The sequence below is a fragment of the Rhodophyticola porphyridii genome (assembly GCF_003688285.1).
GTDB classification, from domain to species: domain Bacteria; phylum Pseudomonadota; class Alphaproteobacteria; order Rhodobacterales; family Rhodobacteraceae; genus Rhodophyticola; species Rhodophyticola porphyridii.
This window is the reverse complement of sequence record NZ_RCNT01000010.1, coordinates 41,346-66,607: the sequence shown is the minus strand read 5'-3', so window position 1 is coordinate 66,607 and position 25,262 is coordinate 41,346. Positions and strand designations below refer to the sequence as shown.

Sequence of the window (25,262 nt, the reverse complement as noted above, 5' to 3'; positions counted from 1 at the left end):
AGTTTTATCATTTCTCCGGGAGAAAGAGTTTAACGCTCAGCTGGGCGGCGGGTAGTCCGCGACACCGCCCAGAACCGTGCAGACCTGCTGCTCCGGCGGCACGGTGCCCTTGATCTCCGGCGGCGCGAATGTGACGGTCACGGTGCCTGATGCGGTGTCGGTATGGACTTTGTCGACACTGTAGCTCTCGTCGAACGAGCCGACGCTGAAAAGCCCGAACAGCTTCACATCCACCGATGCGTTTTCCTTGAAGCTGGAGGTGACCGAGTTCGCCTGATCGGCGGAGAACACCATCGTGATGGTCGGCGCCTGGCTGACCACAAGCGTTTTCAGCCGCGAGAACGCCTTGCCCTTGCCGAACATCTTGTCGACCGCATACTGGTTGCTGGGGTCGATCTTGAAGCCCGAGACATCTGCATTGCCGGAGCCCGAGATGATGCTTTGCAGGAGCGATTGGTCGTACCAGCCCTTGGCGTAATCCGCACTGAGCGGCAGCGGGTCGATCTGGACGATGGTGACGCCCGGATACTCGATCGTCATGTCCAGCGAGGACGACGAGGTGGTGGTTTTCGACCAGTCATAGCTGCTGCTGGCACTGATCCCGATATCGATCACATCGAGGATCGGGATCGAGAACCCGGTCTTGCCGTTGATCGACAGGCTTGCGCTGGTGGAGGAGAAGTTCGACGCTTCCACCTGGATCGACACCTTGCTCCCGCCTTGCAGCCCGCCCTGGATCTGGGCATTGGCCGGCATCGGCGTCCAGCCGACATAGTAGTCCGTGGCGCTGATCGGCAGCCCGCCATTGGCGGCGGTCGGTTTCTGGGTGTTCGCCATCGCGGCGGCCAGTTCTGCATTCGCCGCCGACTGGGCGCCGAGGATGGTGTTGAGCGGCGACAGAAGCTGCACCGCACTGGCGATGGCCTGCCCAAGGGAGGCGAAGCCCGCATTCGGCAGCTTCGAGGCCGCAGCGGAGATGTTCGACGTGGACCAGTCGGTGGCATCGGCGCTGAAGTTCTTCAGAACCGCGGCCATCACCGTGGGGTAACTGACCGGCGTGACCGCATAGGCCGCCACGAAGCCGCTGGAGGTTGCGGTGTTCACGACCGAGATCTGCTGATTGGCGATGTTCGGATCGTTGACGACCTTCTGGTCGGCGGTCGAGTACTGATATGTCGCGTTGGTCAGGATGTTGTAGTAAAGGGTGCTGAACTGCTGGTTGCCCAGGGTCAGCATTCCGTTGGTGCCGATCTCCAGCGTGCCGTTGAAGGCATCCAGCATGGTCGAGTTGTAATAGGCCGACGCGCCGAATTGCACCGCAGGGTGGAAGCCGGGCGGGTAGGCGACCATCTGAAACGTGCCGGGCAACTGCCCGTCAAGCAAGGTGCCGACCTTGCTGGTGATCCCGTCGACGAATGTCTGCTGGGCGGGGGTCAGCTCACTTGCAGAGCCTTGTTTTGCCATGAGTTCAGTATCGGGCATCGTCTTCTCCATCTGTTGGTCTTGGGGCTGCCAGAGGGCAGGGGGGATGCGCCTTCCCGGAGCCAATGCACGAAAAATGGGCCGTGAACCGGGAAGGCGGCGATATTGGACGGGGTTCCGATATCGCAGGGCCTTTCTAGGTGGCCGGCCCCGAGTCGATATGTGCGGCAGGACACGGACGACGGAAAAACAGGAAACAATGCGGGGGATTTCCCCGCATTTAAGCTCAAATTGATAAGTGCGGCGCGCCCACCCCAAGGGACAAAGGAGCCGGCCGAACGCGCCGCGCGGGATATGCCCGATCGTGCCATAATCGGGTGGCCTGAAGAGACTTAAAACCTTACCTCCAGCGCGGCCGTTGCGCCGAAGGCCTCGTAATCGTTCAGGCCGATCCCGTCGTAGTAGGCGCCGAAGCGCGCTGTTGTGCCACCGCCAAGGGTGATCTCTGCGCCCAGATCGACGCGCCCGCGAAAGCTGTCGCTTTGCTCGGTGGGCGTATCGAGACTGGAATAGATGCCGTTCAGTCCGCCGGTCAGCACAAGTGTGCCGTCGCGAAGCCGGACGAGCCGTTCGAAGCCGAGCCCGAAACTGGCCTCCGTCAGGCGGATTGTCTGTGCCGCGACCGGGTTGGAGAGGCTGTCCACATACCCGTCCTGCCGGTCGATGACGCGGGCGAGGTCAAGCGACGGGATCAGCGTCAGACCGTCTGCGACGGCGAATTGCCCTTCGATCCCCGCGGTCACCAGCGTCCGGGTGGAGGAGAAGTCATCCGGTGCCTGCCCGGTCAGGGTCAGCGTGTTGTCGGACGGCCCGTGAAGGATCGAGGCGGAGAAAACCAGCGGTTGATCGCGCAGCCGGGCGACCAGATAGGGCCCCGCAAGCCAGCCCCGGCCCTGGAATGTGCCGGTTTCAAGCGTGGCGTCGGCCTGATCCAGTTGCAGCATTGCCCCGATCAGCAGGTTGTCGCCGCGATAGAGATGGCTGCCGAAGGCGAGATTGAAGTAATCCAGATCGGTCGTGCCGCTGGTGGACCATGTACCTTGTGCCAGCATCCAGAATCGGCTGTCGCCGTTCAGGCCGAAGCGGAAGGTGCCGATATCGCGGGTCACATCCGCCGACACACCCGAAAAGCCGCCGCCGCGGAACAGCGCACGCAGATCCGGCTGCGCGCCGATCAGCGCGCGCGCCCGCGCGGTCAGCGCCTCGACGATCGCCTCTTCGGCAAGGCCGCTGGTGTTGGGCAGTACCGAAACCGGCGTGGCGGCGGTGTTGAAATTACCGGCCGCGTCCTGGGCGACCCCCGCCGCGACCGAGATATCGATAGGGTTGGCGGTGCCCGATGGCGTGATTTCGGCGGTATAGGACGCGCCCGACCCGGTCAGCCCGGTGACGGTGCCATTGGTGACCGAGATGTCGCCCGCGACAAAGCCCGTGACCGGCTCGGAGAAAGTGACGGTGACCGTGAACGGGGTTGCCGGGGCGTAATTCGCGGGCGCGGACGAGATCGTGGCGGTCGGGCTCGTCACGTCGACCGGGGCGGTCACGGTGATCTGCACCGTATCTGCCGGTGACGGCGCGATCCCGTCATCGACCAAGAGGCTGAAGACCAGCACCGCATCGGGCGCGTTGAAGGCAAGGGTGGGCGCGGTGAAGCCGGGCGTCGCGGTGGTGTCGTTCTGTAGCGTGACGGCGGGGCCGCTATCCTGGCTCCAGGCATAGCTCAAGGTCTGGCCGGGGTTGTTCGGGTCCGACCCGCTGCCGTCCAGCGCCACGGTAGCGCCCGATGCGACGGTCTGGTCCGGTCCGGCATCTGCCGTGGGCGTCACATTCGCGGGTGCGGTGACAGTGATCACGACGGTATCGGCCGCTGAGTCCAGGATCGTGTCATTGACCACGAGGCTGAAGGTCAGAACGATGTCGGCCTCACCGGGCAGAAGGGATGGCGCGGCAAAGGTGGGGCTGTCCGTCGTGTCGCCGGCCAACACCACGTCCGGGCCGCCGGTCTGGGTCCATGCAAACACCAGCGGCTGGCCCGGGTTGTTGGCATCCGAGGCGCTGCCGTCCAGCGTCACGGCAGCTCCGGCGGTGACCGTCTGGTCCGGCCCGGCATTCGCCGTCGGCGCGACGTTCGCCGGTGCGGTCACGGTGATGGATACGGTGTCCGCCGTCGAGTTCTCGATCCCGTCATTGACCAGAAGGCTGAAGACCAATGTCGCGTTCGCGGCTCCCGGCAGCAATGTGGGGGCGGTGAAATCGGGCGTCGCCGTGCCGGGATCGGCGAGCGTGACATCCGGCCCCAAGGTCTGCGTCCACAGATAGCTGAGCGTCTGCCCGGCATTGTTCGCGGTTGATCCGGTTCCGTCCAGGCTGACGGCGGCCCCCGAGGCGACGGTTTGATCCGGTCCCGCATCCGCGGTGGGGGTGACATTCGCGGGCGCGGTCACCGTTACCGACACGGTTGCGGGCGATGAATCCTCCACCCCGTCATTGACCACAAGGCGGAAGGTCAGCGTGGTATCGGACGCACCCGGCACCAGCGTGGGGGCGGTGAAATCGGGGGTTGCCGTCGTCTCGTCCACAAGGGTGACGGCCGGGGTGCCGATCTGGGTCCAGACATAGCTGAGCACCTGACCGGTGTCATTGGCGCTGGAGCCGGTGCCATCCAGGCTGACGGATGCTGCCGAGGCGACGGTCTGCGCCGTCCCGGCATTGGCGGTGGGAGGTGTGTTTGGGGGCGCGTTGATCGTGATCGTCACCGTGTCCGGCGCGGAATTCTCCACCCCGTCATTGACCACGAGTTGCAGAACGACAGCCGCGTCCGCCGCGCCCGCCACCAGCGTGGGCGCGGTAAAGCTTGGGGTTGCCGTGGTCTCATTCTGAAGCGTGACGGGGGGGCCGCTATTCTGGCTCCAGGCATAGCTGAGTGTCTGGCCCGGGTCATTGGCATCCGATCCCGACCCGTCCAGATTGACGGTCGCGCCGGAGGCGACGGTCTGGTTCGGCCCGGCCTCGGCTGTCGGGGCCGTGTTCACCACCTCGGTCCGCGAGTTGACCAGCACCGTGGTCGTCGCGCCCGATATCCCGAAGATGTAGTCATATGTCCGCCCGTCCGTATCCGAGACGCCGCGGAAGGTGACCCCCATGAAATCGTCCGAGGCATAGGTGCCATTGGCGCCATCGGACACGAAGTTGGTGATTCCGCTGATCCCGCATTGTGTTTCGACGGAACCGGCGAGGATATCCCCTCCGGGCCAACTCGTGATCGTGCTGCCGAGCCAGTAGTTTCCGCCCGAGGACTGGCTCTGATTGATGCCGGTTACAGTGAACGACACTTGCGATTCTCCGGTCGGCAAATCATGAAAGGCGGTAAAGGAACAGCTGTGCCCGACAAGGGTGGTCGTTGTGTCGACCGATCCGGTTCCAAGAGCCGCCGACGGTGTCGGTATCTGACCCATGACAACGGCCACGGCCAAGCCTGCCAGGATAGAACCCGGTCTGATCATCTGCGTGTTCCCCGTATTGGGCATCCTGCGGCGCGCCAAATGCGCCGCAGGATGCCGTTTTGCCGGAATGATTAACGTGGGGATTTCTCCGGCTCTGTGCGCTGGGACACAGAGAGCGCCGGGTGGCGTGAATAACCGTTGCCGGATCAGCGCGGTTCACGACGCGCCGTGCTGACGCGACCCGACACTCACAGTCTTTGGAGACCAAAAATGGAACCGCTTATTGGGCAGATCATGTTGTTTGCCGGAAATTTCGCACCGCGCAACTGGGCTTTCTGCGATGGACAATTGCTCGCGATTTCAAGCAACTCCGCCCTTTTCAGCATCCTTGGCACGACCTATGGCGGCGATGGGCGCACCAGTTTCGGCCTGCCCGATCTGCGGGGGCGCGTGCCGATGCATGCCGGCACCGGGCCCGGCCTGTCACCGCGCCAGATCGGCCAGCGTGTAGGGGTGGAGGACGTGACGCTGAACACGAGCCAGATGCCCTCTCACAACCACGAAATGAGTGTGGTGAATGCGCCGGCCGACAATGACCGCCCGAGCGGCGATCTGCTGGCGCGCGCGTCGATCTATTCGGCGGTCACCACGCCCGTGGTCGCCCTCAACCCGGCCTCGATTTCCAACGCGGGTGGCAGCCTCCCGCACGAGAACATGCAGCCGACGCTCTGCATCAACTACATCATCGCCTTGCAGGGCATCTTTCCCTCCCGCAACTGATCGGGCGCGCAAGGAAAGGCATCAGCCGGTGGCGGCGGGGCAGGGATCGGGCGGTCGCCGATGTGCAAGCCGGCCCCGCGCCTCCGATGTCACACGGTTTCGGTCACCTTGCGCAGATGGCGCGGGGTGTCCGGGTCGATACCGCGGTCAAGGGCGATCTGCTCGACCATGGCGTAGAACGACACGATCAGCGTGATCGGATCGGTCAGCCGATGGTCCGTGCGGATATGGGGGAGCGCGGTTGCACGCGCCGCCCGGTCGGAGGTGACGAAAACCCGCGCCCCTTTTTCCGCCAGCGCGTCGGCGACCTGCACCACCGGTGTCTCGGCGGCGTCGCGGGCGGTGAAACACAGCACGGGAAAGCCCTCTTCGACGATGGAGACGGGTCCGTGCAGCACCTCGGCGGCGGAATAGCTTTCCGCGTGGATCTGACAGGTTTCCTTGAATTTCAACGCCGCTTCGTTCGAAATCGCCCAGGACGGCCCGCGCCCCAGCGTGAACAGGGACCGTTGTGCGCCGATGGCCTGCTTGAGCGGGGACCAGTCCTTGCGGGCCGCGGCATCCAGATGCCGGGGCAGGTCCAGCAATGCACTGCGCAGGGCGTCATCGCCTTTCCATTCGGCCAGCAGCATCAGCGTGGCGACTGCGGAAGTCACGAAGGTCTTGGTGGCGGCCACGCTGCGTTCCGGGCCGGCGTGAATGCCGATGCAATGATCCGACGCCTCCGCCAGCGGCGAGGCGGGATCGTTGGTGACCGCGACCGAAAGCGCCCCGCCCCTGGTGGCCGATTTGGCCAGCGCCACGATGTCGGGGCTTTGGCCCGATTGCGAGACCGACAGGCAAAGCGCCCCGTCCAGATGCAGCTCGGCCCCGTAGAGAGACGCCACCGACGGCCCGATGGAGGCGACGGGCAGGCCCAGTTCCAGCTCCACCGCATATTTCAGGAAGGTGCAGACGTGATCGGAGGAGCCGCGGGCCACCGTCACCACAAGACGCGGGTCGCGTGTTTTCAGGGCCTCGGCGACCTTGGCGATCTCGGGCTGGCCACGGTCCAGCAAACGGGCGACGGCCTCGGGGATCTCCAGAATTTCGTGCCGCATCCGGCTTGTCGTATCGCTCATGCTCTCGGGCATCCTTCATGACGGGTCTCGGTGCGGCGACGTTACTGCGTTGCCGCGGGCTTCGCCAGTCGCCCCGGAGCCGGGCATGCCTGCGGCGGGTTTCGCCGTCTCGAAATTGTGACTGTATGCGGTCCGGTCGATCTGGGATGATGGTTTGGTCAAGCTCGTGGATATGCCATGCGAATTCTGCCGCTTCTGCTGTTGATCCTGTCCACCGGTCTCGCCGCCGGCCAGTCGCTAACCCACCGGGAGGGCTGGGTCGTGATGGAAACCGGCAAGCCCTTCGCCACGTTGTTGGAGGATCTGCGCACCGCCGTTGCCGATCAGGGATTCGCGGTTGTCACGCAGGCTGGCCCGACCGGCGCCGCCCGCGCGCGCGGCATCGAGATCCCCGAAAACCGTGTGGTCGGCGTCTTCAACAATATCTATGCAGTCCGTATCCTGAACCTGTCGACCGCCGCCATGATCGAGGCCCCGATACGGTTCTATCTGACCGAAGATGAAGACGGGACCGCGACCCTGTCCTACAAGACTCCGGGTTTCGTGTTTGCGCCCTATCTCGACGAGGGCGGCGCGGACCTGGCCGCCGCCGCGACCGAGCTTGACGCGGCATTCGAGGCCATCGCCAACGCCGCCATACGCTGATACCTCCGAAGCATGATGACAGAGATTCACTCGATCCGCGCGGCGGATGTTCTTGCCCGAAGGCTGTATGAGGCCGGGTGCCGCCACGCCTTCGGCATGCCGGGCGGCGAAGTTCTGACCGTGATCGATGCGCTGGACCGCGCGGGTATCCGCTTCATCCTGGCCAAACACGAAAACGCCGCCGGGTTCATGGCCGAAGGGGTGCACCACGTGGATGGCGCGCCTGCGATCCTTGTGGCAACCGTGGGGCCCGGCGCCATGAACGGCGTCAATGTGGTAGCCAATGCCGATCAGGACCGGGTGCCGCTCATCGTGATCACCGGGTCGGTCGATGCCCATGAGGCGGAGACCTATACCCATCAGGTTCTGGACCATCGCAAGGTGTTCGAGCCGATCACCAAGGCGACCTTTACGCTTACGGCGCAGGCCGCGGATGTGGTGGCCGACAAGGCGCTCGGCATCGCCACCGAGGGGCGGGCCGGCCCGGTGCATATCGATGTGCCGATCTCGGTGGCCGATGCGCCCGCGCAGGACCGGGGGATCAGGCGCAAGCCCGCGAGCCCCGCAGCGCCCGCAGGCCCCGATCTGGAGACGGCGCGCCGCTGGCTGGGCGCGGCGGAGCGGCCGCTGATCCTGGCCGGACTGGACGTGCTTTACGACGGCAGCGCGGAGGCGCTACGCGGTTTCGCGGAGAGCCACGCGGTCCCGGTCATCACCACCTATAAGGCCAAGGGCGTCCTGCCCGAGGACCATGCGCTGAGCCTTGGCGCGGCCGGTCTGTCGCCTCTGGCCGACCGGCATCTGCTGCCGCTGGTCGACCGGGCCGATCTGATACTTCTCGTCGGATATGACCCGATCGAGATGCGGCCCGGATGGCAGCACCCGTGGAACCCCGCGACCAAGCGGGTGATCGACATCCATGCCGCGCCCAACCACCATTACATGCATCAGGCGAGCCTGAGCTTTCTGGCCGATACCGGCGCGACGCTGGCGGCGCTCTCGGATGGCGTGGCCCCGCGCGTCACCTGGCTGGGCGACGAGATCGCGGCGGCGCGGTCCGCGCTGGCCGAGGCCTTTCCGGCGGATGACGCATGGGGCCCGGCGGCGGTGATCGACGAATGCCGCAGGGTTCTGCCCGCCGATACGATCGCAACTGTGGACAGCGGGGCACATCGGATCCTGCTGTCGCAGATGTGGCGCTGTCCGGCCCCGCGCCTGTTGCTGCAATCCTCCGCGCTTTGCACCATGGGCTGCGCCGTACCGCTGGCCATCGGCGCCAAACTGGCCGCGCCCGAGCGCCCCGTGGTCAGTTTTTCGGGCGATGCGGGGCTGTTGATGGTGGCCGGCGATCTGGCGACCGCGGCGGAGCTGGGGCAGGCCCCGGTTTTCGTGGTCTTCGTCGACCGCTCGCTGGCACTGATCGAGTTGAAACAACGCCAGCGGCAGATGCCCAATCTGGGTGTGGATTTCGCGGGCCACGACTTCGCCGCCATCGGGCGGGCCTTCGGCGGCCACGGGGTCACGGTTGAAACGCGCGCGGACCTGAAGGCGGCGTTGACCGCGGCGCTGGAGGCCGACCGCTTCACCGTCATCGCCGCGGTCATCCGGCAACACGCCTATGACGGGCGGATTTAGCATGCCGGGCGCGCTGGACGGTCTGAAAATCCTCGATCTCAGCCGGATACTGGCCGGGCCGACCTGCACGCAGTTGCTGGGCGATCTGGGGGCGGAAGTCATCAAGATCGAGAATCCGGGCACCGGTGGCGACGATACCCGCAGTTGGGGGCCGCCTTTCGCACCCGGCGCCGGTGGCGCGCCGTCGGATCTGTCGGCCTATTTCATGGCCGCGAACCGGAACAAGCTGTCCGTTGCCGCCGATATCGCGACCCCCGAAGGTCAGGCGCTGGTTCTGGCGCTGGCCGCCGAAGCCGATGTGGTGATCGAGAATTTCAAGCCCGGCGGGCTGAACCGCTACGGGCTGGATGCCGAAACGCTCCTTTTGCGCTTTCCCCGGCTGGTCTATTGCTCGATCTCGGGCTTCGGGCAGACAGGCCCCAATGCCGCGAAACCGGGCTACGACCTGATGGCGCAGGGCTTTGGGGGGATCATGTCGCTGACAGGCGACCCGGATGGCCAGCCGATGAAGGTCGGTGTGGGCATCGCCGATGTGATGTGCGGAATGTATGCCTGCGTGGGCATTCTGGCCGCCTTGCGCCACCGGGACGCCACCGGACAGGGGCAGCATATCGACGTGGCGCTGGTGGACACGCAAATCGCGTGGCTGATCAACGAAGGCGTCAATTATCTGACCTCCGGTCAGGTGCCCGAGCGGCGCGGCAACGGGCATCCGAACATCGTGCCCTATCAGGTCTTCGCCACTCTTGACGGGCATGTGATCGTCGCGGTGGGCAATGACGGCCAGTTTCGCCGCTTCTGCGGGGTTCTGGGTGCCGGTGATCTGCCCGATGATCCGCGCTTCGCCACAAACCCCGCCCGGCTTGAAAATCGCGAGGCGCTGATCGCGCTGATCGCGCCGATGCTGGCCGCGCGCAACAGCGCCGGGATCGTGGCGGAACTGGAACAGGCGGGCGTGCCGGTGGGGCCGGTGCAGACGGTCGATCAGGTGTTTGCATCCGATCAGGTGGCGGCCCGGGAGATGGCCATCACGATGCCGCGCGACGATGTCGAGGGCGGCGAGGTCCGTCTGATCGGCAATCCGCTGCATCTGTCGCGCACGCCGGTCAGCTATCGCCGCGCCCCGCCGCGCTTCGGCCAGGACACCGATTCCGTGCTGTCGCGGGTCAAGCCCAAGGCCTAACAGCGGGGTTCTGCTCAACTTTCCGGCAGATCGGCGGGGGCTTCCCTCACATTCCCGTCATTCACCTTACTGTGACGTGTGTCCGCCGATCGCTGCCTGTTAAGCCCGATGCAGAACACGCGTGCATATCAAAGAAAAAGGCGGCGCATGACCCAGGATATCTTCGGCCAGACCGTCACGCTGGCCCCCGGCCCGGCGCTGAGCAGCTGGAACGCGACACAGATGGCGTTTCTAGCCCATGGGGCGGCGACGCCCACCCATCTGGCCGATACGCTGAACGCGGCGCCGGACTTCGCGCTTGGCCACGCGGTCAAGGCGATGTTCTATCTGCTTCTGGGCCGGCGCGAACTGATCGCCCCTGCCAGCGCGGCGCTGACGCAGGCCCGCGTCGCATCGACCGTGCAGACCGTCACCCCGCGCGAGCGGCGCTATGTGGAGGCGCTGAGCCTCTGGATGCAGGGCCAGCCCACCCGCGCGACGGAGGTCTTCGCGGTTCTTCTGCGGGCCCATCCCGGCGATGCGCTGGCGGTGAAACTCGACCATGCCCTGCGCTTTGTGCTGGGGGACAGCGCGGGCATGCGCCGCGCGGTGGCAGGCGCGATGCCGGCCTATGGCGAGGACCATCCGGCGCGCGGCTACATGATGGGCTGCCATGCCTTCACGCTTGAGGAAACCGGCGAATACGCGGCAGCGCGGGTGGCAGGCCGGGCAGCCCTGGACCTTGCGCCAGACGACGCGTGGGGTTTGCATGCGGTGGCCCATGTCCATGACATGACCGCCGATGCCAAGGGCGGGATCGATTGGCTGGCGGGCCGCGAAGCCGCCTGGGCGCATTGCAACAACTTCCGCTATCACGTGTGGTGGCACAAGGCCCTGATGCATCTGGATCTGGGGCAGATCGGCCGCGTTCTGGAGCTTTACGACACCGAAATCCGCCGCGAGAAGACCGATGACTACCGCGATATCTCTAACGCGACCTCGCTGTTGAGCCGTCTGGAGCTGGAGGGCGTGGATGTGGGCCGTCGCTGGGAAGAACTGGCGGAGATTTCCGCGAGCCGCACCGAAGACGGCTGCCTGATCTTTGCCGATCTGCACTACCTTCTGGCGCTGATCGGCGATCACCGCGATGCCGCGATCCGTGATCTCATGGGGCGTTTGCACCGGGATGCGCAAAACGCCCGGACCGATATCCAGAAGGCGATGGCCAATCCGGGCCTGTCCGCCGCCGTGGGGCTCGAAGCCTTCGGCGAAGGGCATTTTGCACAGGCCTTCCTTGCGCTTGCGCGGGCGCGTAAATCCATGCAACAGGCAGGTGGCAGCCACGCGCAGCGGGATGTGTTCGAACGCCTTACCATCGACGCGGGGATCCGCGCCGGGTTTCTGAAGGAAGCGGAGGGGATTCTGGCCGACCGCATCGCGCATCGTGGCGGCTGCGTTGACGGATATGCTCGCGCAAGGCAGACCCTGATCGCCGAGGGGCGTGACGCGGCGCGGGGCGGTGCGCGTGTTCCGGCTGAATAGACCTGTTAGAAAGCAAGCGCGGTGACCATGGCTTCAACCCTCGATGCAGAGCTGCCGTCAAAGGCCAGCAGCCGGGTTTCCGCGCCGGTTGTGCGCGTGCGCGACCCGCGGCTGGATTTCTACCGTGGCATCGCGATGTTCATCATCCTCTTTGCCCATACGCCGGGCAATTTCTTCACCTCGTGGATTCCGGCGCGATGGGGGTTTTCCGACGCGACCGAAATGTTCGTGTTCTGCTCGGGCATGGCGTCGGCCATCGCCTTTGGCGGCGCGTTCGACCGCGCCGGCTGGCGACTTGGCACGGCCCGGGTCGGGTATCGGGTCTGGCAGGTCTATTGGGCCCATATCGGCATGTTCGTCATCATCGCCGGGATGCTGGCCGCCATCGATCTGGCGGCAGTGTCCGATACGGTCTATATCGGAACGCTGAATCTGTGGCGGTTCTTTTCCGATCCTGGGCCGCAACTGGTGGGCCTCCTGACACTGACCTATGTGCCGAACTATTTTGACATTCTGCCGATGTATATGGTGGTTTTGGTGATGATCCCGCTCGTGATGGCGCTGTCGCGGGTGAACCTGTGGCTGCTGGCGGGGATGTCGCTTGCGCTGTGGTTCTTTGCTCAGGGCGCGCTTCTGGACTGGGTGGGGCTCGGGTACCTGCATCTGTCGCTGCCCGCCGAGCCATGGTCGGACCGGCGCTGGTTCTTCAACCCGTTTGGCTGGCAGCTTGTCTTCTTCACCGGGTTTGCCTTCATGCGTGGCTGGATTCCGGCGCCACCACTCAACCGCGTGCTGGTCGGGCTCTCGCTTGTGATCGTGCTGGCCAACGTCCCGCTCTCGAATATCGGTGTGCGGGAGTTCGGGTTCGACTGGGCCCGCGAATGGCGGATGGAAAACCGGGGCTGGTTCAGCAAAACCGATTTCGGCATCCTGCGCTATGTGCAGTTTCTGGCGCTGGCCTATCTGGGCTATGCGGTGGCGGGCGATGGTGGCCGCAACCTCATCGTGACCGGTACCGGGATATTCGCGCGGTTCCGGGCCACGGCGATCCGGCTGACCACCAAGGTGGGGCAGCAATCCCTGGCGGTGTTCCTGTTTTCGATGGTGCTGGCCCGGTTCACCGGCTTCGTGCTGGACCAGTTGGGCCGGGATGTGGCAACCGTCACCCTTGCCAACCTGATCGGCATGGCGCTGCTGGTTTGCGTGGCCTACAGTGTCAGCTGGTTCAAACGTCAGCCATGGCGAGGCGTGCCCGCGAGATGACCCTGCACCGGCGCACATTCCTGTCCGTCCTTGCCGCCGCGGCCGCGTTGCCCCGGACCCTGCGCGCCGAGCTGATTACGGGCAGGCACCCGTTCTCTACCGACTGGCTGTGGGCGGAGGCCGAGGCGCTGGCGGCCCGGCCCTATCAGCCCGTCCCCGAGGTGCCCGCGCCATGGCGGGATCTCAGCTATGACCAGTACCGGATGATCTGGTTCAACAGCCAGCGGGGCATCTGGACCGGGACAGACCGGCCGCTTCATCTGGATCTGTTCGCTGCGGGGCTGTATTTTCCCCGGCCGGTCGAAATCAATCTCGTCGAAAACGGTGTCGCGCAGACGCTTGGCTTCGATATCGGCCTGTTCGACCGGACCGACCAGTTTCCCGATCTGCCCGTTGACGAGACGATGGGCTATTCAGGCCTGCGTCTTCGGGCCGAGTTGAACACGCCCGGGATCTTCGAGGAGTTCATGGTCTTTCAGGGGGCCAGCTATTTCCGTGCCATCGCCAACGGTCAGACCTACGGCCTGTCCGCGCGCGGGCTTGCCCTTGGTACCGGAGATGCGGAAGGGGAGGAGTTCCCCGACTTTACCCGTTTCTGGGTCGAGGCGCCCGCGCCGGGCAGCGACACTTACATGGTCCACGCCCTGCTCGACGGGCCTTCGACCACCGGGGCCTACAGCTTTTCCATCCGCGCCGGGCGCCCCACCACCGTCGAGGTGCGCGCAACCGTGTTCCCGCGACGCGATCTGGATCATGTGGGGCTGGCGCCGCTCACCTCGATGTTCCTGTTCGACGAAACCAACCATATCCGGTTCGACGATTTCCGCCCGGCGGTGCATGACAGCGACGGGCTCTTGATCTGGAACGGGGCGGGGGAACGGTTGTGGCGGCCGCTTGCCAATCCGCGGACCCTTCAGATCAGCCATTTCGTCGACGATGGGCCGCGCGGGTTCGGCCTGATGCAGCGGGCCCGCGAGGTGGAGGATTTCGGCGATTTCGAAGCCCGCTACGAAAACCGCCCGTCGCTCTGGATCACGCCAGCGGCGAATTGGGGCGCGGGCTCGGTACAACTGGTGGAGATCCCCGCCGACCGGGAGATCTATGACAATATCGTCGCCTTCTGGCGTCCGCGGGATGTGATCCCCGCGGGCACGGCCCATGATTTCGCCTATCGGATGAGTTGGGGCGACACGCCGGGGGCGCTGCCCGACGTGGCCGCCGTCACCAACACCCGCATCGGCGGCGCGTTCGACCAGATCCGCAAGGTGGTTGCGGTGGATTTCGAGGATCATCCGCTTCTGCGCGGCGATCCGTCGGATTACACGCATCACATCAGCGCCAGCGCCCTGACGCTCTCCGATGGCGTGCTGGAGCGCAATCCCGGCACGGGCGGCCTGCGGCTTGCCTTCAGCTTCGATCCGGCCGAGGCCGAGACCAGCGAGCTTCGTGCGCAGCTGCGCCGCGACGGGGTGCTTGTCAGCGAAGTCTGGCTTTACCGGTGGACCGCATGACCGTTCAGCGACCCGATGACTGGATGCCGCCGCCGGCCCCGCTCAGCCGGCCGATCCAGCGGCTGAACCGGCCCTATCGCGACGAAAACGCGCCGGGGGGCTGGGGGCCGTCGCGGGCATGGATCTGGCGGCTGGCGACATTCCTGCCTGCGGTCGCGACCACCTTGGCGCTCGTCGCGGCCTTCACCGACTGGTTCGCGATGGATGGGCTGAGCGGTTTCGAGGGCGCGCTGATCGCAATCGTCGCCGTCACGTTTTTCTGGATCGCGTTGTCGGTCAGCACGGCGGTTCTGGGCATTGCGACGGTGATCCTGCGGCCCTCCCGCGCCCGGCCTGCGGACAGCGCCGCCACGGCCGCGCCGATGGACGTGGCCCTGTTGGTGCCGATCTTCAACGAGGTGCCTGCCGATGTGTTCGGCAATGCCGCGGCCATGCTGTCCGGGCTCGGGGCCCGGCCCGGCGGCCACCGCTACACGCTTTTCATCCTCTCCGACACGACCGACGAGGCCGTGGCCGGGCAGGAGATCCGGGCGTTTTTCACCCTGAAGGCCAGCCTGCCCGATGCGAGGCTGCATTACCGCCGGCGGATCTCCAATACCGATGGCAAGATCGGCAATCTGGCCGATTGGGTCGAAGGGTGGGGCGGGGCCTACAGTGCGATGCTGGTTCTGGATGCCGACAGCCTGATGAGTGCGCCGGCCATCGCCGCGCTGACCGATACGCTGGCGCGCGACCCCTCGGCCGGGTTGATCCAGTCCTTCCCGCTGCTCTATGGCGCGCGCACGGTGTTCGGCAGGATCCAGCAGTTCTCCAACCGCGTCTATGGTACGCCGCTGGCCGAAGGTCTGGCCCGCTGGACAGATCGCGAGGGCAATTACTGGGGCCATAACGCGATCATCCGCAGCGCGGCCTTCGCGGCCTGTGCCGGGCTGCCCCGGCTGCGCTCTTCGCGGGGCGGGACGCAGATGATCCTCAGCCATGATTTCGTCGAGGCGGGGTTGCTGCGTCGGGCCGGATGGGCGGTGCGGTTCCTGCCCCGGATCGAAGGCAGCTATGAGGAAGCACCGCCGACCCTGATCGACTATATCCTGCGCGATCGGCGCTGGTGCCAGGGCAATCTGCAGCATCTGGGCCTTCTGGCCACGCGCGGTCTGCACCCGGTGTCCCGCTTTCATCTGTTCAGCGGAGCGATGGCCTATCTCCTGTCGCCGGCATGGTTCGTGCTTCTGGTGGTCTGGGCCCTGATCGGCAATGGCGACGAGGCCAATGTGATCCGCTATTTCAGCGGGCTGAATCCTCAGGTTACATGGCCCGAGATCACCACGGCGAACAATCTGGCGATCCTGATCTTCATGTACGGGATGCTGCTGGCCCCGAAACTTGTCGCGGCATGTACGATCCGGCGGCTTGGCCTGCGGCTGCGCGATCTGGGCGGGCTGCGGCAGTTCCTGATCTCGCTTCTGGCGGAGATTTCCCTGTCGATCCTCTATGCCCCGATCCTGATGATCCACCAATCGCTGGCTGTTCTGCGTTCGGCGCTCGGGCGGCAGGCGGCATGGCGGCCGCAACGGCGCAGGGGGGTGCGATACGGGGCAGGGGTGCTGATCAAGTTCCACATCGTCGAAACGCTGATCGGCCTGCTGCTGATGGCGGGTATGGCGCTGGGTCTGGTGACGCTCTGGCTCGCGCCGATCGCACTCAGCCTTGCCGCCGCTATCCCGCTCTCGGCACTCAGCGGGGTGGATCTGGACGCGCGCCGATGGTCGCACCGGCAGCTGGGAACGCCCGAGACATTGAACGCCCCGCCGATCATCCGCCGCGCGCTGATGGAACGTCGCCGGTTCGCACAGGCCTTGCAGTCCCCTCCCGCCGACCGGATCGCGGCCGAATAATCGGGCGCGGACGGGGCCTTGAACGGGCCCCGCGCGCTGCGAACGCTGCGCCGAGCCGCGGGCCTAGCCGTCTTGGCTCACGGGAAGACCGCGGGCCAGCCATCCCGGTCCGGCAGAGGTGCCCAGCATGCCCTCGGGAATGTCGATGATTCCGGTGAACCCGGCCTCCGTCAGCCGGTTGGACAGCCGCGCGGAGCGGACGCCTCGGGCGCAGATCACCGCGATGGGGGCGCCCCGCGCGCCACTCACGTGGTCTGCCAGCGCCTCGATGAAATCCGCGCGCCGCATATCCAGCCGGATCGCGCCTTCGGGCGACCCGGTGGCGGACCATTCGTCGGGGCGGCGAATGTCGACAAGCGTGAGCGCGCCGGCGGAGACCAGCCTGTGGGCGTCCGCCGCATTGAGGGTTCCGCCCGAGATCTCCGGGCGGAGCGCGTCGTAGAACAGCATCTGCCCGCCCAGGGACCACGCAAGCCCCGTGCCCGCGACAAGCGCCGCCCCGCCAAGGATCAGACCGCGCCGTGTCAGGCCCGCCACCGGCTCAGCCCGCGGGGCCGATATAGCCCTGAACGATCCTGGCGATCTGCTCGGCGGGCAGGATCGGCGGCAGGAGGGTCTGCACCGCCCCGGACCCGTCCAGCAGGTAGAGCATGCTGCCATGGGCAAAAACAGGGCCATATTCGGGATCGACGAACAGCTCCTCGCGGTCCACGCCAAAGGCGTCATAGGCGATCTGCAAGTCGGCCTCGGTGCCGGTCAGGCCTATGAAACCGGGATGGATGCGGGCTAGCGGCGGCCCGATATCCGCCACCGTGTCGCGCGTCGGGTCAACGGTGATCATGACCAGCCTCAGGTCCAGATCCCTGCCGGCCAGAATATCGGCCACATCCGCCATGAGCGGCAACGTTGCGGAACAGATTTCCTGACAATTGGCATAGCCGAAGAACAACAGCTGCGGCTGCCCCTCCGGGTCGGCCTGCGTGCGGGCCATGCCGGATTGATCGGTCAGGCTGAAATCCCCGCCGAGGGCGAAGGGCAGCGCGTCGCCTTCGGCTTGCGCGGCCCCGGCAAGCCCGATCAGACAGGCGGCAAGCAGCCGGATCACGGGAACAGCTCGGCGCGGATCTCCGCGTCGCGGTCCAGCCCCAGACCGAAGTATCCCTCTTCGGCGATTTCGCGCAACACGCGCGGATCGCGCCGGAACCATGGTCCGCTGCCCGCTGCATCGGGGTTGTTTTCGGCCCAGTCATCGGTCCAGCGGTTGGCGCTCACCCACGTCTCGTCGCCAAGGCGGCGGATACGTTGCAGCAGGTAGATGTTCACCGCGCCCAGATATGCATCCTCCAGCATCAGGCCGTCCACCTCCACCTCCGCCCCGCAATAGGGCAGCAACTCGACGGTGGCACCGGTAAAGGCGGGCTGGCTGTTCTTGTTGGGGTAGACCAGAACGCCGTCCAGGCTGCGCAGAAGCCCCAGTTGTCGCCGACCGTCGCCGCAGTTCTCGGCGCAATTGCCGGTGACCTCGCACAGGATATCGACAACCGTCGCCTCGAACCGGGCCGGCTGTTCGGCGAAAAGGTTCCAGCTGCGCGCTTCGGAGTTTTCCGAGAAGTCCTGCGCTGCGCCTGGGCCCGAGAGGGCCAGCGCAGCAAGGGCCGCCGTCAGGGCACGGGCGATCATGGGGCATCCTCCGGCACGGCGAAGGGCGGGACGACACCGAAATCATCATGGCTGAGCACCTGAATATCGTCATCCTGAACCACCTCGCTGACGACCAGATAATTCAGCCCGTCGCGCTCGTAATGCATGCCGTCGACGCTGACCACATGGCTGGCAAGCCGCATCTGCGTATCGCCGCCCGCGCTTTCATCGCTGTCGTCGATCTGCAGGACCATGTAGACGGTGCCGTCTTCCGCCAGAAGCCCTACGGGGATGCCTCCGGCCGAACACCATAGGGCGCAGGTGTGATGAGCGGAGCCCACCACCGCGTCGGGCCCGCCCATGACGCCCGAGAAATAGCACCAGGTGTCGATGATCTCGCCCCGCAACTGCACGCGCTGGCCCTCGGCAAATGCGGGGGCCGCGAGGATAAGGGGGGATGACAGCGCAAGAAACGCCGCGAAAACTCGGTTATGTCGCATGGAGCCGTCCAGTCCGTATCTGCCGCAGGGTCAAGCCTGTGCGCTTCGGCCGGATTTGTCCAATCTCGATTCGGTGATCGGGTCCGCCGGATGCAGCGCCCGCCGCCCGTCGGGCCGTTCCCGGTGCTATCGAACGGCGGAGGAGAGATGCCGCGCGGCAAGCATGGCCGTCAGCGCGGGCAGGGCCAGACTGTCGGCGAGGCGCGCCACCCGGTCGGAGCTGAAAAACCCCTCCCCATCCAGCAGATTGACGGTCGCGAGGATCTCTCCACCCGCCACGACCGGCAGATTGAGGACAGATGCGCATCCGAGGGAGCCGATCAGCTCATGATCGGGGAAAACCTTGGCGATATCGCTGAGCGTGTTGGCGACAAAGCATTCATGCCGGCCCTGAATGATATCGAACCACTCATTCTGGACAATCGGTTTGGTGCCGGAGACCGGGTAGGCATCGGGCATGTTCGTGTAGGCGCGCCGCGCCAGCCCTGCGCTTTCATCCACGGTCATCACTGTCCACAGGCGCACGGGGAGAAGCGCGTCGCTAAAGGCATGCAGCGCCGCGAACACGGCCGGCGCATTTCTGGCCGTGGCCAGATCGGCGAGGAAAATGCGCTCGGCTGCGCGATCTGAACCGGGATCGAATGGCATGCTTGTCTGCTCCTTTGCCTGCTCAGGCGCCGCCGCTGGCAGCATAGAGTTTCTGTGTGTACGGGTCGCGGAACGCCCCGTCGTGCAGGGCCGTGGCGGGCGCGATTTCCACGATCCGGCCTTTGTTCATCACCGCCATCCGTTCGCAGAGGAAACTGACCACCGGCAGATTATGGGTGACCATCAGATAGGTCAGACCGCGCTCCCTGCGCAACCGTTTGAGGAGGTTCAGGATCTCCGCCTGCACGCTGACATCCAGCGCGCTGGTGGGTTCGTCCAGCAGCATCACCTGCGGCTCCAGCATCAGCGCGCGCGCAATCGCGACCCGCTGGCGCTGCCCGCCCGAAAGCTGGTGTGGGTAGCGAAACCGGAAGCGCCGATCAAGCCCGACATCGGCCAGCGCCTGTTCGACCCTGGCGTCCTGTCCGCCGATCCGGTGGATTGCCAGAGGTTCCGACAGCACCGCGTCCACCGTCTTGCGCGGGTGGAGCGAGCCGTAAGGGTCCTGAAACACCATCTGGCAGTGTCGCGCCAGTGTCCGGTCGGGCCGGTGGCTGCCGGGCTGGCCCAGCACCTCGATCCGACCGCTCCATTCCGGTGCGAGCCCCGCAATCGCCTTCAGCACCGTCGATTTGCCCGATCCGCTTTCGCCGACCAGTGCGAAGCTTTCGCCTGTCGCGACCTCGAAGCTCGCATCGTGGACGACACGCTGCCCGTCATAGGCGATATCGACATGGTTGAGTGAAATCGCGGTCATGTGCCCGCCCATGCGCTGCGATCCATTACCGGCAGTTCATCGCGGGTTTCATGCATCCGCGGGACCGCGGCCAGTAGGCCCCTGGTATAGGGGTGGCTGGCGGCATGCAGGTCGCCGGCATTGCAGGTTTCCACCATGCGGCCGGCATTCATCACCAGTATCCGGTCGCAATACCGTGCCACCAGCGGCAGATCGTGACTGATCAGGATCAGGCCCATACCATGATCGCGCACCAGATCGTCGATCAGGCGCAGCACATCGCCCTGGACGCTGACATCAAGCGCGCTGGTCGGCTCGTCGGCGATCAGAAGGCTGGGGCGCGGGATCAGCATCATCGCGATCATCACCCGCTGGCCCATCCCGCCGGAAACCTCATGGGGATAAAGCCGCGCCACCCGGTCCGGATCGTCGATGCGCACGGCCTCCAGCATATCGCGAACCCGGGCGCGCATGTCGCGGCGCGGGAGGCGTTCATGGACCCACAGCGCCTCTTCGATCTGGGTGCCGACGGTCATGACCGGGTTCAGCGAGTAGCGCGGATCCTGCATGATCATGGAGATCCGCGCCCCGCGCAGCGCCCGCATGTCCCGTTCCCCGAGGCTGGTCAGATCCCGCCCCTCGAAGCTCAGCCGCCCCGTCATGCGCCCGGGCGGGCGGATCAGGCGCAGGATCGCACGTCCGGTCATCGATTTGCCCGAGCCGCTTTCGCCCACGATCCCAAGCCGTTCCCGCCCAAGCTCGAAGGACAGGCCGTCTACCACGTTCACCCGGCCCCGCGATGTGGGAAAGCTGACGGCGAGGTTTTCGACCGACAGAAGGGTCATGATTTCCCCTCCGATTTCGGGTCCAGCACGTCGCGCAGCCCGTCGCCCAGAAAGCAGAAGCCGAGCGAGACGATGATGATCGCAAAGCCCGGCATGGTCGCGACCCACCATTGATCGAGGATGAAGCTGCGCCCGCGGGAGATCATCGCGCCCCATTCCGGCAGCGGCGGCTGCGCACCCAGCCCGAGAAAGCCCAGACCGGCGGCTGTCAGGATGATCCCCGCCATGTCGAGCGTGACCCGGATGATCATCGAGGAGGTGCAAAGAGGCAGGATGTGCCGCGCGATCAGACGGGTGTGCGAGGCGCCCAGAAGCCGGGTGGCGGCGACGAACTCGGAATTGCGAATGGTCAGCGTTTCGGCACGTGCGATGCGGGCATAGGCGGGCCAGGTGGTGATTGCAATCGCAATGATCGCATTCTCGATCCCCGGGCCAAGTGCCGCGGCAAATGCCAGCGCCAGAATCAGCTTGGGCATCGACAGGAACACATCGGTGATCCCCATCAGCACCCGGTCGGTCCAGCCGCCGAAATAGCCCGAGACGGCCCCGATCAGAAGACCCAAGGGCGCCGAGATCACCGCCACCAGTCCGACGATCAGCAGGGTGATCCGCGCACCATAGACAACGCGGGAAAAGATATCCCGGCCAAGTTCGTCCGTGCCCATCCAGTGCTCCGCCGATGGCGGCAGAAGCCGGTTCGACAGGTCCTGCCCCACCGGGCTCTCCGGTGCGATCCAGGGGGCGAAGATCGCTGTCAGGATCAGACCGAGGATGATCAGCGCGCCCAGCACCGCGAGCGGATTGCGCAGCAGGTCCAGTGTCACGCGATAGGCCCGGCCCGCGGCGGCCTGCCCGCGCGATTTCGGGCTGTCATCCAGAAGCCAGGCTTGCACCGTCATCACCGGCTCCTCGGGTCGAGCACGCGGTACAGCACGTCCGACACCTTGTTGATGAGGATGAAGACCGCCCCGATGACCAGCGTCGCCCCCAGAACCGCGTTCATGTCGGCGTTGAACAGGGCCGTTGTGAGGTAATTGCCGATGCCGGGCCAGGAAAACACCGTCTCGATCATCACCGAGCCCTCCAGCAGCCCCGCATAGGACAGGCCGATGACGGTGATCAGCGGCACCCGGATCGCGCCGAAGGCATGGACCCAGATCACCCGCCATTCAGGCACGCCCTTGACCCGCGCGGTGGTGATGTATTCCTGGCTGAGCTGGTCCAGCATGAAGGAGCGTGTCATCCGCGCGATATAGGCGAGCGAGAAAACGCCGAGGATCGTGGCGGGCAGGATGATATGTGACACCGCACTGCGGAATACGTCCCAGTCGCCGTCCAGCAGGCTGTCGACCGTCAGCAGACCGGTGACAGTGGGTGTGATCCCGTCATAGAAGATATCGACCCGGCCCGGTCCCGAGACCCAGCCAAGGCCCGCATAGAACACCGCCAGCCCGACCAGCCCGAGCCAGAAAGCTGGTACCGAATAGCCCAGAAGCGCGAAGACGCGGATCACCTGATCGGTCCAGCGGCCCTGGTGGGCGGCGGCCAGAACGCCGGCCGGCACACCCAGACCGATACCGATGATGATCCCGATAGTGGCCATTTCCAGCGTGGCCGGGAAGACCCGGGCCAGATCCTCGGCGACGGGCCGGTTTGTCGACACCGACATGCCAAGATCGAACCGCAGCACATCGAGAACGTAGCTGCCGAACTGCACGATCAGGGGCCGGTCGAGACCCATGGCCACGCGCGCGGCCTCGTACTGCTCGGCCGTCGCGCGGTCGCCGACGATGGCCAGCACCGGGTCGATCGGGACGACGCGCCCGATGAAGAAGGTGAGCGCCAGAAGGCCCAGAAAGGTCAGCGCGACCACGAACACGAACCGCAGGATCGCGGCCACCGGGCCTGCGAGTGCGATCTGTCCCTGGCGCTCCACAATCATCCTGCGCGGCCCTTTGCATGACGGGCCCAGACCCGCGGTTTCATCGCAGGTGCCACATTCCGCTTGGTTTTGGCAAATAGTTTTGCTTAGATCAAAAAAATTATGATGGGGAAGGGGGGTGACCATGTCGCGGCCGAAGCCGAAGAACGACCCCAATCTGGGCGCCCTGATCCGCAAGCGGCGCAAGCAGCTGGATCTGACATTGCAGGCGCTCTGCGACGATGCGGGCCTGTCCGTGGGGTATCTGAGCCAGGTGGAGCGGGGGCAGGCGACGCCATCCCTCGGGACGCTGGCACAGATCGCGCAGGGTCTGCATGTGGGCCTGGAATACTTCATCGCGACGCCGAAGCCCGCCGACAGCCTGTCCCGCTCGGGTGCACGGCCGCAATTCTCGATCGATGGCTCCTCGATCCTCTACGAGTCGCTTGGCACGGAGTTCCCGGGCGCCGAGCTGTCCTGCTACCTTCTGCATGTGCCGCCGGGCTATGCGTCCGAAACCGTCAGCCACGAGGGGGAGGAGATCGTCTTCCTGCTGGAGGGTGAGATTACCCAGACGCTCGGCGGGCAGACCTTCATTCTTCAGCAGGGCGACAGCCTGCATTACAGCGGCGCGACGCCCCATTCCTGGTCGAACGAAACCGATCGCACCACCCGCCTTCTGTGGACCGGCACCCTGTCGGTCCTGCACCGCAAAGGTGCCGTGAAACTACCTGAAATGACGCCGGCCAATATCAACGGCTAGAAACAAACAACGGAGGTTGACCCCAATGAAACTACTGAAACCCGCGCTTCTTGCGGCGGTTCTGGCACTGCCGCTGGCCGTGCCTGCCGCCCAGGCGGACACGCCGGCCGAACTGCTGGTCGTGGCGCAGAACATCGACGATATCGTCGCCATCGACCCGGCCCAGGCCTATGAGTTCACCTCGGGTGAACTGGTCACCAACACCTATGACCGTCTGGTGCAATACGATGCGGAGGACACCACCGTTCTGGCTCCGGGCCTTGCCACCGACTGGGCGATCGACGCGGAGGCCAAGACCATCACCTTCACCATGCGTGACGGTGTGACGTTCCATTCCGGCAATCCGGTGCGCGCCGACGACGTGGCGTTTTCCTTCGCGCGCGTCGTTCAGTTGAACCTGACGCCCGCCTTCATCCTGACGCAGCTTGGCTGGACGCCCGAAAACGTGGACGAGATGGTCACGGCCGACGGCAATACCGTCACCGTGCGCTATGACGGAGATTTCAGCCCGGCCTTCGTGATGAACGTGCTGGCATCGCGCCCTGCCTCCATCGTCGACGAGCTGACGGTGATGGCAAACGAGGTCGATGGCGACATGGGCAATGCGTGGCTCAACGCCAACACCGCAGGCACCGGACCCTTCACGCTGACGGCGTTCCGCCCGGCGGAGCTGATCCGGATGGAGGCCAACCCGGCCTATTTCAACGGCGCGCCGGCGATCGAGGGCGTGATCATTCGCCATGTGGCCGAAAGCGCCACGCAGCAGCTTTTGCTGGAATCCGGTGACGTGGATATTGCGCGCAACCTGACACCCGATCAGGTCGCCTCGCTGGAAGGGGAGGGGCTGCGCGTGGAAACCTTCCCGCAGGCCGCCGTCCATTTCCTCTCCTTCAATCAGGCGGTCGAAAGCCTGACCCCGCCGGCTGTCTGGGAGGCCGCACGCTACCTGGTGGATTATGAGGGTATGACCAACTCGATCATCGCCGGGCAGATGGAAGTGCATCAGGCGTTCTGGCCCGAAGGCTTCCCCGGCGCGCTGACCGATACGCCCTACAGCTACGACCCGGAGCGGGCGGCACAGATTCTGGCGGATGCCGGGGTGGACCTGCCGATCACAGTGTCGCTCGATGTGATCAACGCCGCGCCGTTTACCGATATGGCGCAATCGATCCAGGCGAGCTTTGCCGAAGCGGGGATCAACTTCGAGATCCTGCCCGGCACCGGCAGCCAGGTGATCACCCGGTATCGCGAACGCAGCCACGAGGCGATGCTGCTTTACTGGGGGCCCGACTTCATGGACCCGCATTCGAACGCCAAGGCCTTCGCCTACAATTCGGACAACAGCCAGGATGCCTATGCCGCCACCACCACCTGGCGGAATTCCTGGGCCGTTCCCGGGGAGATGAACGAGATGACGACCGCGGCGCTGACCGAACCGGACCCCGCCGCACGGGAAGAGATGTATCTGGAACTTCAGCGCCGGGTACAGGAAAGCTCTCCCATCGTGATCATGTTCCAGGCATCCTATCAGGTGGCGATGGACGACGCGGTCAGCGGCTATGTCAACGGCGCCACCTCCGATTTCGTCTTCTACCGGCTTGTCGAGAAAAGCTGATCTGAAACCGGTCGCCGGCCTTTCGGGGGCGGCGGCCTTATCTTCGCGGGCCGTCCGGAACTGATGGCTCCGGCCTCTCTTCAGGCGGTCTGCCCGCGGGCCGCGCACGCGCCTTGG

At 65.4% G+C, this 25,262-nt stretch carries 22 protein-coding genes; 10 read left to right on the top strand and 12 right to left on the bottom strand.

Annotation, left to right across the window (positions count from 1 at the left end):
• Positions 1–36: 36 nt before the first annotated feature.
• A complete protein-coding gene (locus tag D9R08_RS17080; RefSeq protein ID WP_147450718.1) occupies positions 37–1,482 on the bottom strand; it encodes a hypothetical protein in 1,446 nt (481 codons plus the stop codon).
• A gap of 332 nt (positions 1,483–1,814) precedes the next feature.
• The gene (locus D9R08_RS17075; protein ID WP_147450717.1) at positions 1,815–4,814 is read right to left on the bottom strand and encodes an autotransporter outer membrane beta-barrel domain-containing protein; all 3,000 of its coding nucleotides are present in this window, start codon (positions 4,812–4,814) and stop codon (positions 1,815–1,817) included.
• Positions 4,815–5,195: 381 nt separating this feature from the next.
• Here D9R08_RS17075 and D9R08_RS17070 point away from each other — a divergent pair, with 381 nt between their 5' ends.
• Positions 5,196–5,705, top strand: a complete 510-nt coding sequence (locus D9R08_RS17070) for a phage tail protein (protein WP_121899286.1) — start codon at positions 5,196–5,198, stop codon at positions 5,703–5,705.
• An 89-nt stretch (positions 5,706–5,794) separates the two neighbouring features.
• On the opposite strand, the gene D9R08_RS17065 is transcribed toward D9R08_RS17070, so the two are convergent.
• On the bottom strand, positions 5,795–6,826 hold the full coding sequence (locus D9R08_RS17065) for an SIS domain-containing protein (RefSeq protein WP_121899410.1): 1,032 nt from the start codon (positions 6,824–6,826) through the stop codon (positions 5,795–5,797).
• A 177-nt stretch (positions 6,827–7,003) separates the two neighbouring features.
• Here D9R08_RS17065 and D9R08_RS17060 point away from each other — a divergent pair, with 177 nt between their 5' ends.
• The 7 genes from D9R08_RS17060 to mdoH all read left to right on the top strand — a co-directional run bounded on the left by D9R08_RS17060 (position 7,004) and on the right by mdoH (position 16,476).
• Positions 7,004–7,471, top strand: a complete 468-nt coding sequence (locus tag D9R08_RS17060) for a DUF302 domain-containing protein (protein WP_121899285.1) — start codon at positions 7,004–7,006, stop codon at positions 7,469–7,471.
• Positions 7,472–7,486: 15 nt separating this feature from the next.
• Positions 7,487–9,106 (top strand): thiamine pyrophosphate-binding protein, encoded by a 1,620-nt coding sequence (locus D9R08_RS17055; RefSeq protein WP_121899408.1) that lies wholly within the window; start codon positions 7,487–7,489, stop codon positions 9,104–9,106.
• A gap of 1 nt (position 9,107) precedes the next feature.
• A complete protein-coding gene (locus tag D9R08_RS17050) occupies positions 9,108–10,289 on the top strand; it encodes a CaiB/BaiF CoA transferase family protein (RefSeq protein WP_121899284.1) in 1,182 nt (393 codons plus the stop codon).
• 147 nt (positions 10,290–10,436) lie between these two features.
• The gene (locus D9R08_RS17045) at positions 10,437–11,810 is read left to right on the top strand and encodes a tetratricopeptide repeat protein (protein WP_121899283.1); all 1,374 of its coding nucleotides are present in this window, start codon (positions 10,437–10,439) and stop codon (positions 11,808–11,810) included.
• Positions 11,811–11,837: 27 nt separating this feature from the next.
• On the top strand, positions 11,838–13,073 hold the full coding sequence (locus D9R08_RS17040) for an OpgC family protein (RefSeq protein WP_121899282.1): 1,236 nt from the start codon (positions 11,838–11,840) through the stop codon (positions 13,071–13,073).
• Entirely contained in the window at positions 13,049–14,584 is a 1,536-nt protein-coding gene (locus D9R08_RS17035) for a glucan biosynthesis protein (protein ID WP_233557543.1), read from the top strand. Before D9R08_RS17040 ends, D9R08_RS17035 begins: the two co-directional genes overlap by 25 nt.
• A complete protein-coding gene (gene mdoH / locus D9R08_RS17030; RefSeq protein WP_121899281.1) occupies positions 14,581–16,476 on the top strand; it encodes a glucans biosynthesis glucosyltransferase MdoH in 1,896 nt (631 codons plus the stop codon). Before D9R08_RS17035 ends, mdoH begins: the two co-directional genes overlap by 4 nt.
• A 63-nt stretch (positions 16,477–16,539) precedes the next feature.
• Here the strand turns inward: mdoH and D9R08_RS17025 are convergent, their stop codons facing one another.
• The 9 genes from D9R08_RS17025 to D9R08_RS16985 all read right to left on the bottom strand — a co-directional run bounded on the left by D9R08_RS17025 (position 16,540) and on the right by D9R08_RS16985 (position 22,788).
• On the bottom strand, positions 16,540–17,013 hold the full coding sequence (locus D9R08_RS17025; protein ID WP_233557542.1) for a rhodanese-like domain-containing protein: 474 nt from the start codon (positions 17,011–17,013) through the stop codon (positions 16,540–16,542).
• Between the two features lie 4 nt (positions 17,014–17,017).
• On the bottom strand, positions 17,018–17,581 hold the full coding sequence (locus D9R08_RS17020; RefSeq protein WP_233557541.1) for an SCO family protein: 564 nt from the start codon (positions 17,579–17,581) through the stop codon (positions 17,018–17,020).
• Complete coding sequence (locus D9R08_RS17015; RefSeq protein ID WP_121899278.1) at positions 17,578–18,156, bottom strand: hypothetical protein; 579 nt, start codon at positions 18,154–18,156, stop codon at positions 17,578–17,580. Before D9R08_RS17015 ends, D9R08_RS17020 begins: the two co-directional genes overlap by 4 nt.
• Entirely contained in the window at positions 18,153–18,617 is a 465-nt protein-coding gene (locus D9R08_RS17010) for a hypothetical protein (protein WP_121899277.1), read from the bottom strand. The genes D9R08_RS17015 and D9R08_RS17010 overlap by 4 nt, the downstream gene beginning before the upstream one ends.
• Before the next feature lie 126 nt (positions 18,618–18,743).
• Positions 18,744–19,265 carry a GAF domain-containing protein gene (locus tag D9R08_RS17005; protein ID WP_121899404.1) on the bottom strand — a complete coding sequence of 174 codons (522 nt, stop codon included), beginning with the start codon at positions 19,263–19,265 and terminating at the stop codon, positions 18,744–18,746.
• 22 nt (positions 19,266–19,287) lie between these two features.
• Positions 19,288–20,022, bottom strand: coding sequence for an ABC transporter ATP-binding protein (locus tag D9R08_RS17000; protein WP_121899403.1), 735 nt, complete (start codon positions 20,020–20,022; stop codon positions 19,288–19,290).
• Positions 20,019–20,846: an ABC transporter ATP-binding protein gene (locus D9R08_RS16995; protein ID WP_121899276.1), complete on the bottom strand. Its 828-nt coding sequence runs from the start codon at positions 20,844–20,846 to the stop codon at positions 20,019–20,021. The genes D9R08_RS17000 and D9R08_RS16995 overlap by 4 nt, the downstream gene beginning before the upstream one ends.
• On the bottom strand, positions 20,843–21,745 hold the full coding sequence (nikC, locus tag D9R08_RS16990) for a nickel transporter permease (protein ID WP_199709408.1): 903 nt from the start codon (positions 21,743–21,745) through the stop codon (positions 20,843–20,845). The genes D9R08_RS16995 and nikC overlap by 4 nt, the downstream gene beginning before the upstream one ends.
• Positions 21,745–22,788: an ABC transporter permease gene (locus D9R08_RS16985; protein ID WP_121899274.1), complete on the bottom strand. Its 1,044-nt coding sequence runs from the start codon at positions 22,786–22,788 to the stop codon at positions 21,745–21,747. The genes nikC and D9R08_RS16985 overlap by 1 nt, the downstream gene beginning before the upstream one ends.
• Positions 22,789–22,912: 124 nt before the next feature.
• On the opposite strand from D9R08_RS16985, the gene D9R08_RS16980 reads away from it, so the two are divergent.
• Positions 22,913–23,530: a helix-turn-helix domain-containing protein gene (locus D9R08_RS16980; RefSeq protein WP_121899273.1), complete on the top strand. Its 618-nt coding sequence runs from the start codon at positions 22,913–22,915 to the stop codon at positions 23,528–23,530.
• A gap of 25 nt (positions 23,531–23,555) precedes the next feature.
• Positions 23,556–25,145, top strand: a complete 1,590-nt coding sequence (locus D9R08_RS16975) for an ABC transporter substrate-binding protein (RefSeq protein ID WP_121899272.1) — start codon at positions 23,556–23,558, stop codon at positions 25,143–25,145.
• Positions 25,146–25,262: the final 117 nt, after the last annotated feature.

Bases quoted from the DNA above. Each gene is read 5' to 3' on its own strand.
- D9R08_RS17080 (WP_147450718.1), bottom strand. From the start codon at position 1,482: ATGCCCGATACTGAACTCATGGCAAAACAAGGCTCTGCAAGTGAGCTG.
- D9R08_RS17070 (WP_121899286.1), top strand. From the start codon at position 5,196: ATGGAACCGCTTATTGGGCAGATCATGTTGTTTGCCGGAAATTTCGCA.
- D9R08_RS17065 (WP_121899410.1), bottom strand. From the start codon at position 6,826: ATGAGCGATACGACAAGCCGGATGCGGCACGAAATTCTGGAGATCCCC.
- D9R08_RS17060 (WP_121899285.1), top strand. From the start codon at position 7,004: ATGCGAATTCTGCCGCTTCTGCTGTTGATCCTGTCCACCGGTCTCGCC.
- D9R08_RS17055 (WP_121899408.1), top strand. From the start codon at position 7,487: ATGACAGAGATTCACTCGATCCGCGCGGCGGATGTTCTTGCCCGAAGG.
- D9R08_RS17050 (WP_121899284.1), top strand. From the start codon at position 9,108: ATGCCGGGCGCGCTGGACGGTCTGAAAATCCTCGATCTCAGCCGGATA.
- D9R08_RS17045 (WP_121899283.1), top strand. From the start codon at position 10,437: ATGACCCAGGATATCTTCGGCCAGACCGTCACGCTGGCCCCCGGCCCG.
- D9R08_RS17040 (WP_121899282.1), top strand. From the start codon at position 11,838: ATGGCTTCAACCCTCGATGCAGAGCTGCCGTCAAAGGCCAGCAGCCGG.
- D9R08_RS17035 (WP_233557543.1), top strand. From the start codon at position 13,049: ATGGCGAGGCGTGCCCGCGAGATGACCCTGCACCGGCGCACATTCCTG.
- mdoH (WP_121899281.1), top strand. From the start codon at position 14,581: ATGACCGTTCAGCGACCCGATGACTGGATGCCGCCGCCGGCCCCGCTC.
- D9R08_RS17015 (WP_121899278.1), bottom strand. From the start codon at position 18,156: ATGATCGCCCGTGCCCTGACGGCGGCCCTTGCTGCGCTGGCCCTCTCG.
- D9R08_RS17010 (WP_121899277.1), bottom strand. From the start codon at position 18,617: ATGCGACATAACCGAGTTTTCGCGGCGTTTCTTGCGCTGTCATCCCCC.
- D9R08_RS17005 (WP_121899404.1), bottom strand. From the start codon at position 19,265: ATGCCATTCGATCCCGGTTCAGATCGCGCAGCCGAGCGCATTTTCCTC.
- D9R08_RS17000 (WP_121899403.1), bottom strand. From the start codon at position 20,022: ATGACCGCGATTTCACTCAACCATGTCGATATCGCCTATGACGGGCAG.
- D9R08_RS16995 (WP_121899276.1), bottom strand. From the start codon at position 20,846: ATGACCCTTCTGTCGGTCGAAAACCTCGCCGTCAGCTTTCCCACATCG.
- nikC (WP_199709408.1), bottom strand. From the start codon at position 21,745: ATGACGGTGCAAGCCTGGCTTCTGGATGACAGCCCGAAATCGCGCGGG.
- D9R08_RS16985 (WP_121899274.1), bottom strand. From the start codon at position 22,788: ATGATTGTGGAGCGCCAGGGACAGATCGCACTCGCAGGCCCGGTGGCC.
- D9R08_RS16980 (WP_121899273.1), top strand. From the start codon at position 22,913: ATGTCGCGGCCGAAGCCGAAGAACGACCCCAATCTGGGCGCCCTGATC.
- D9R08_RS16975 (WP_121899272.1), top strand. From the start codon at position 23,556: ATGAAACTACTGAAACCCGCGCTTCTTGCGGCGGTTCTGGCACTGCCG.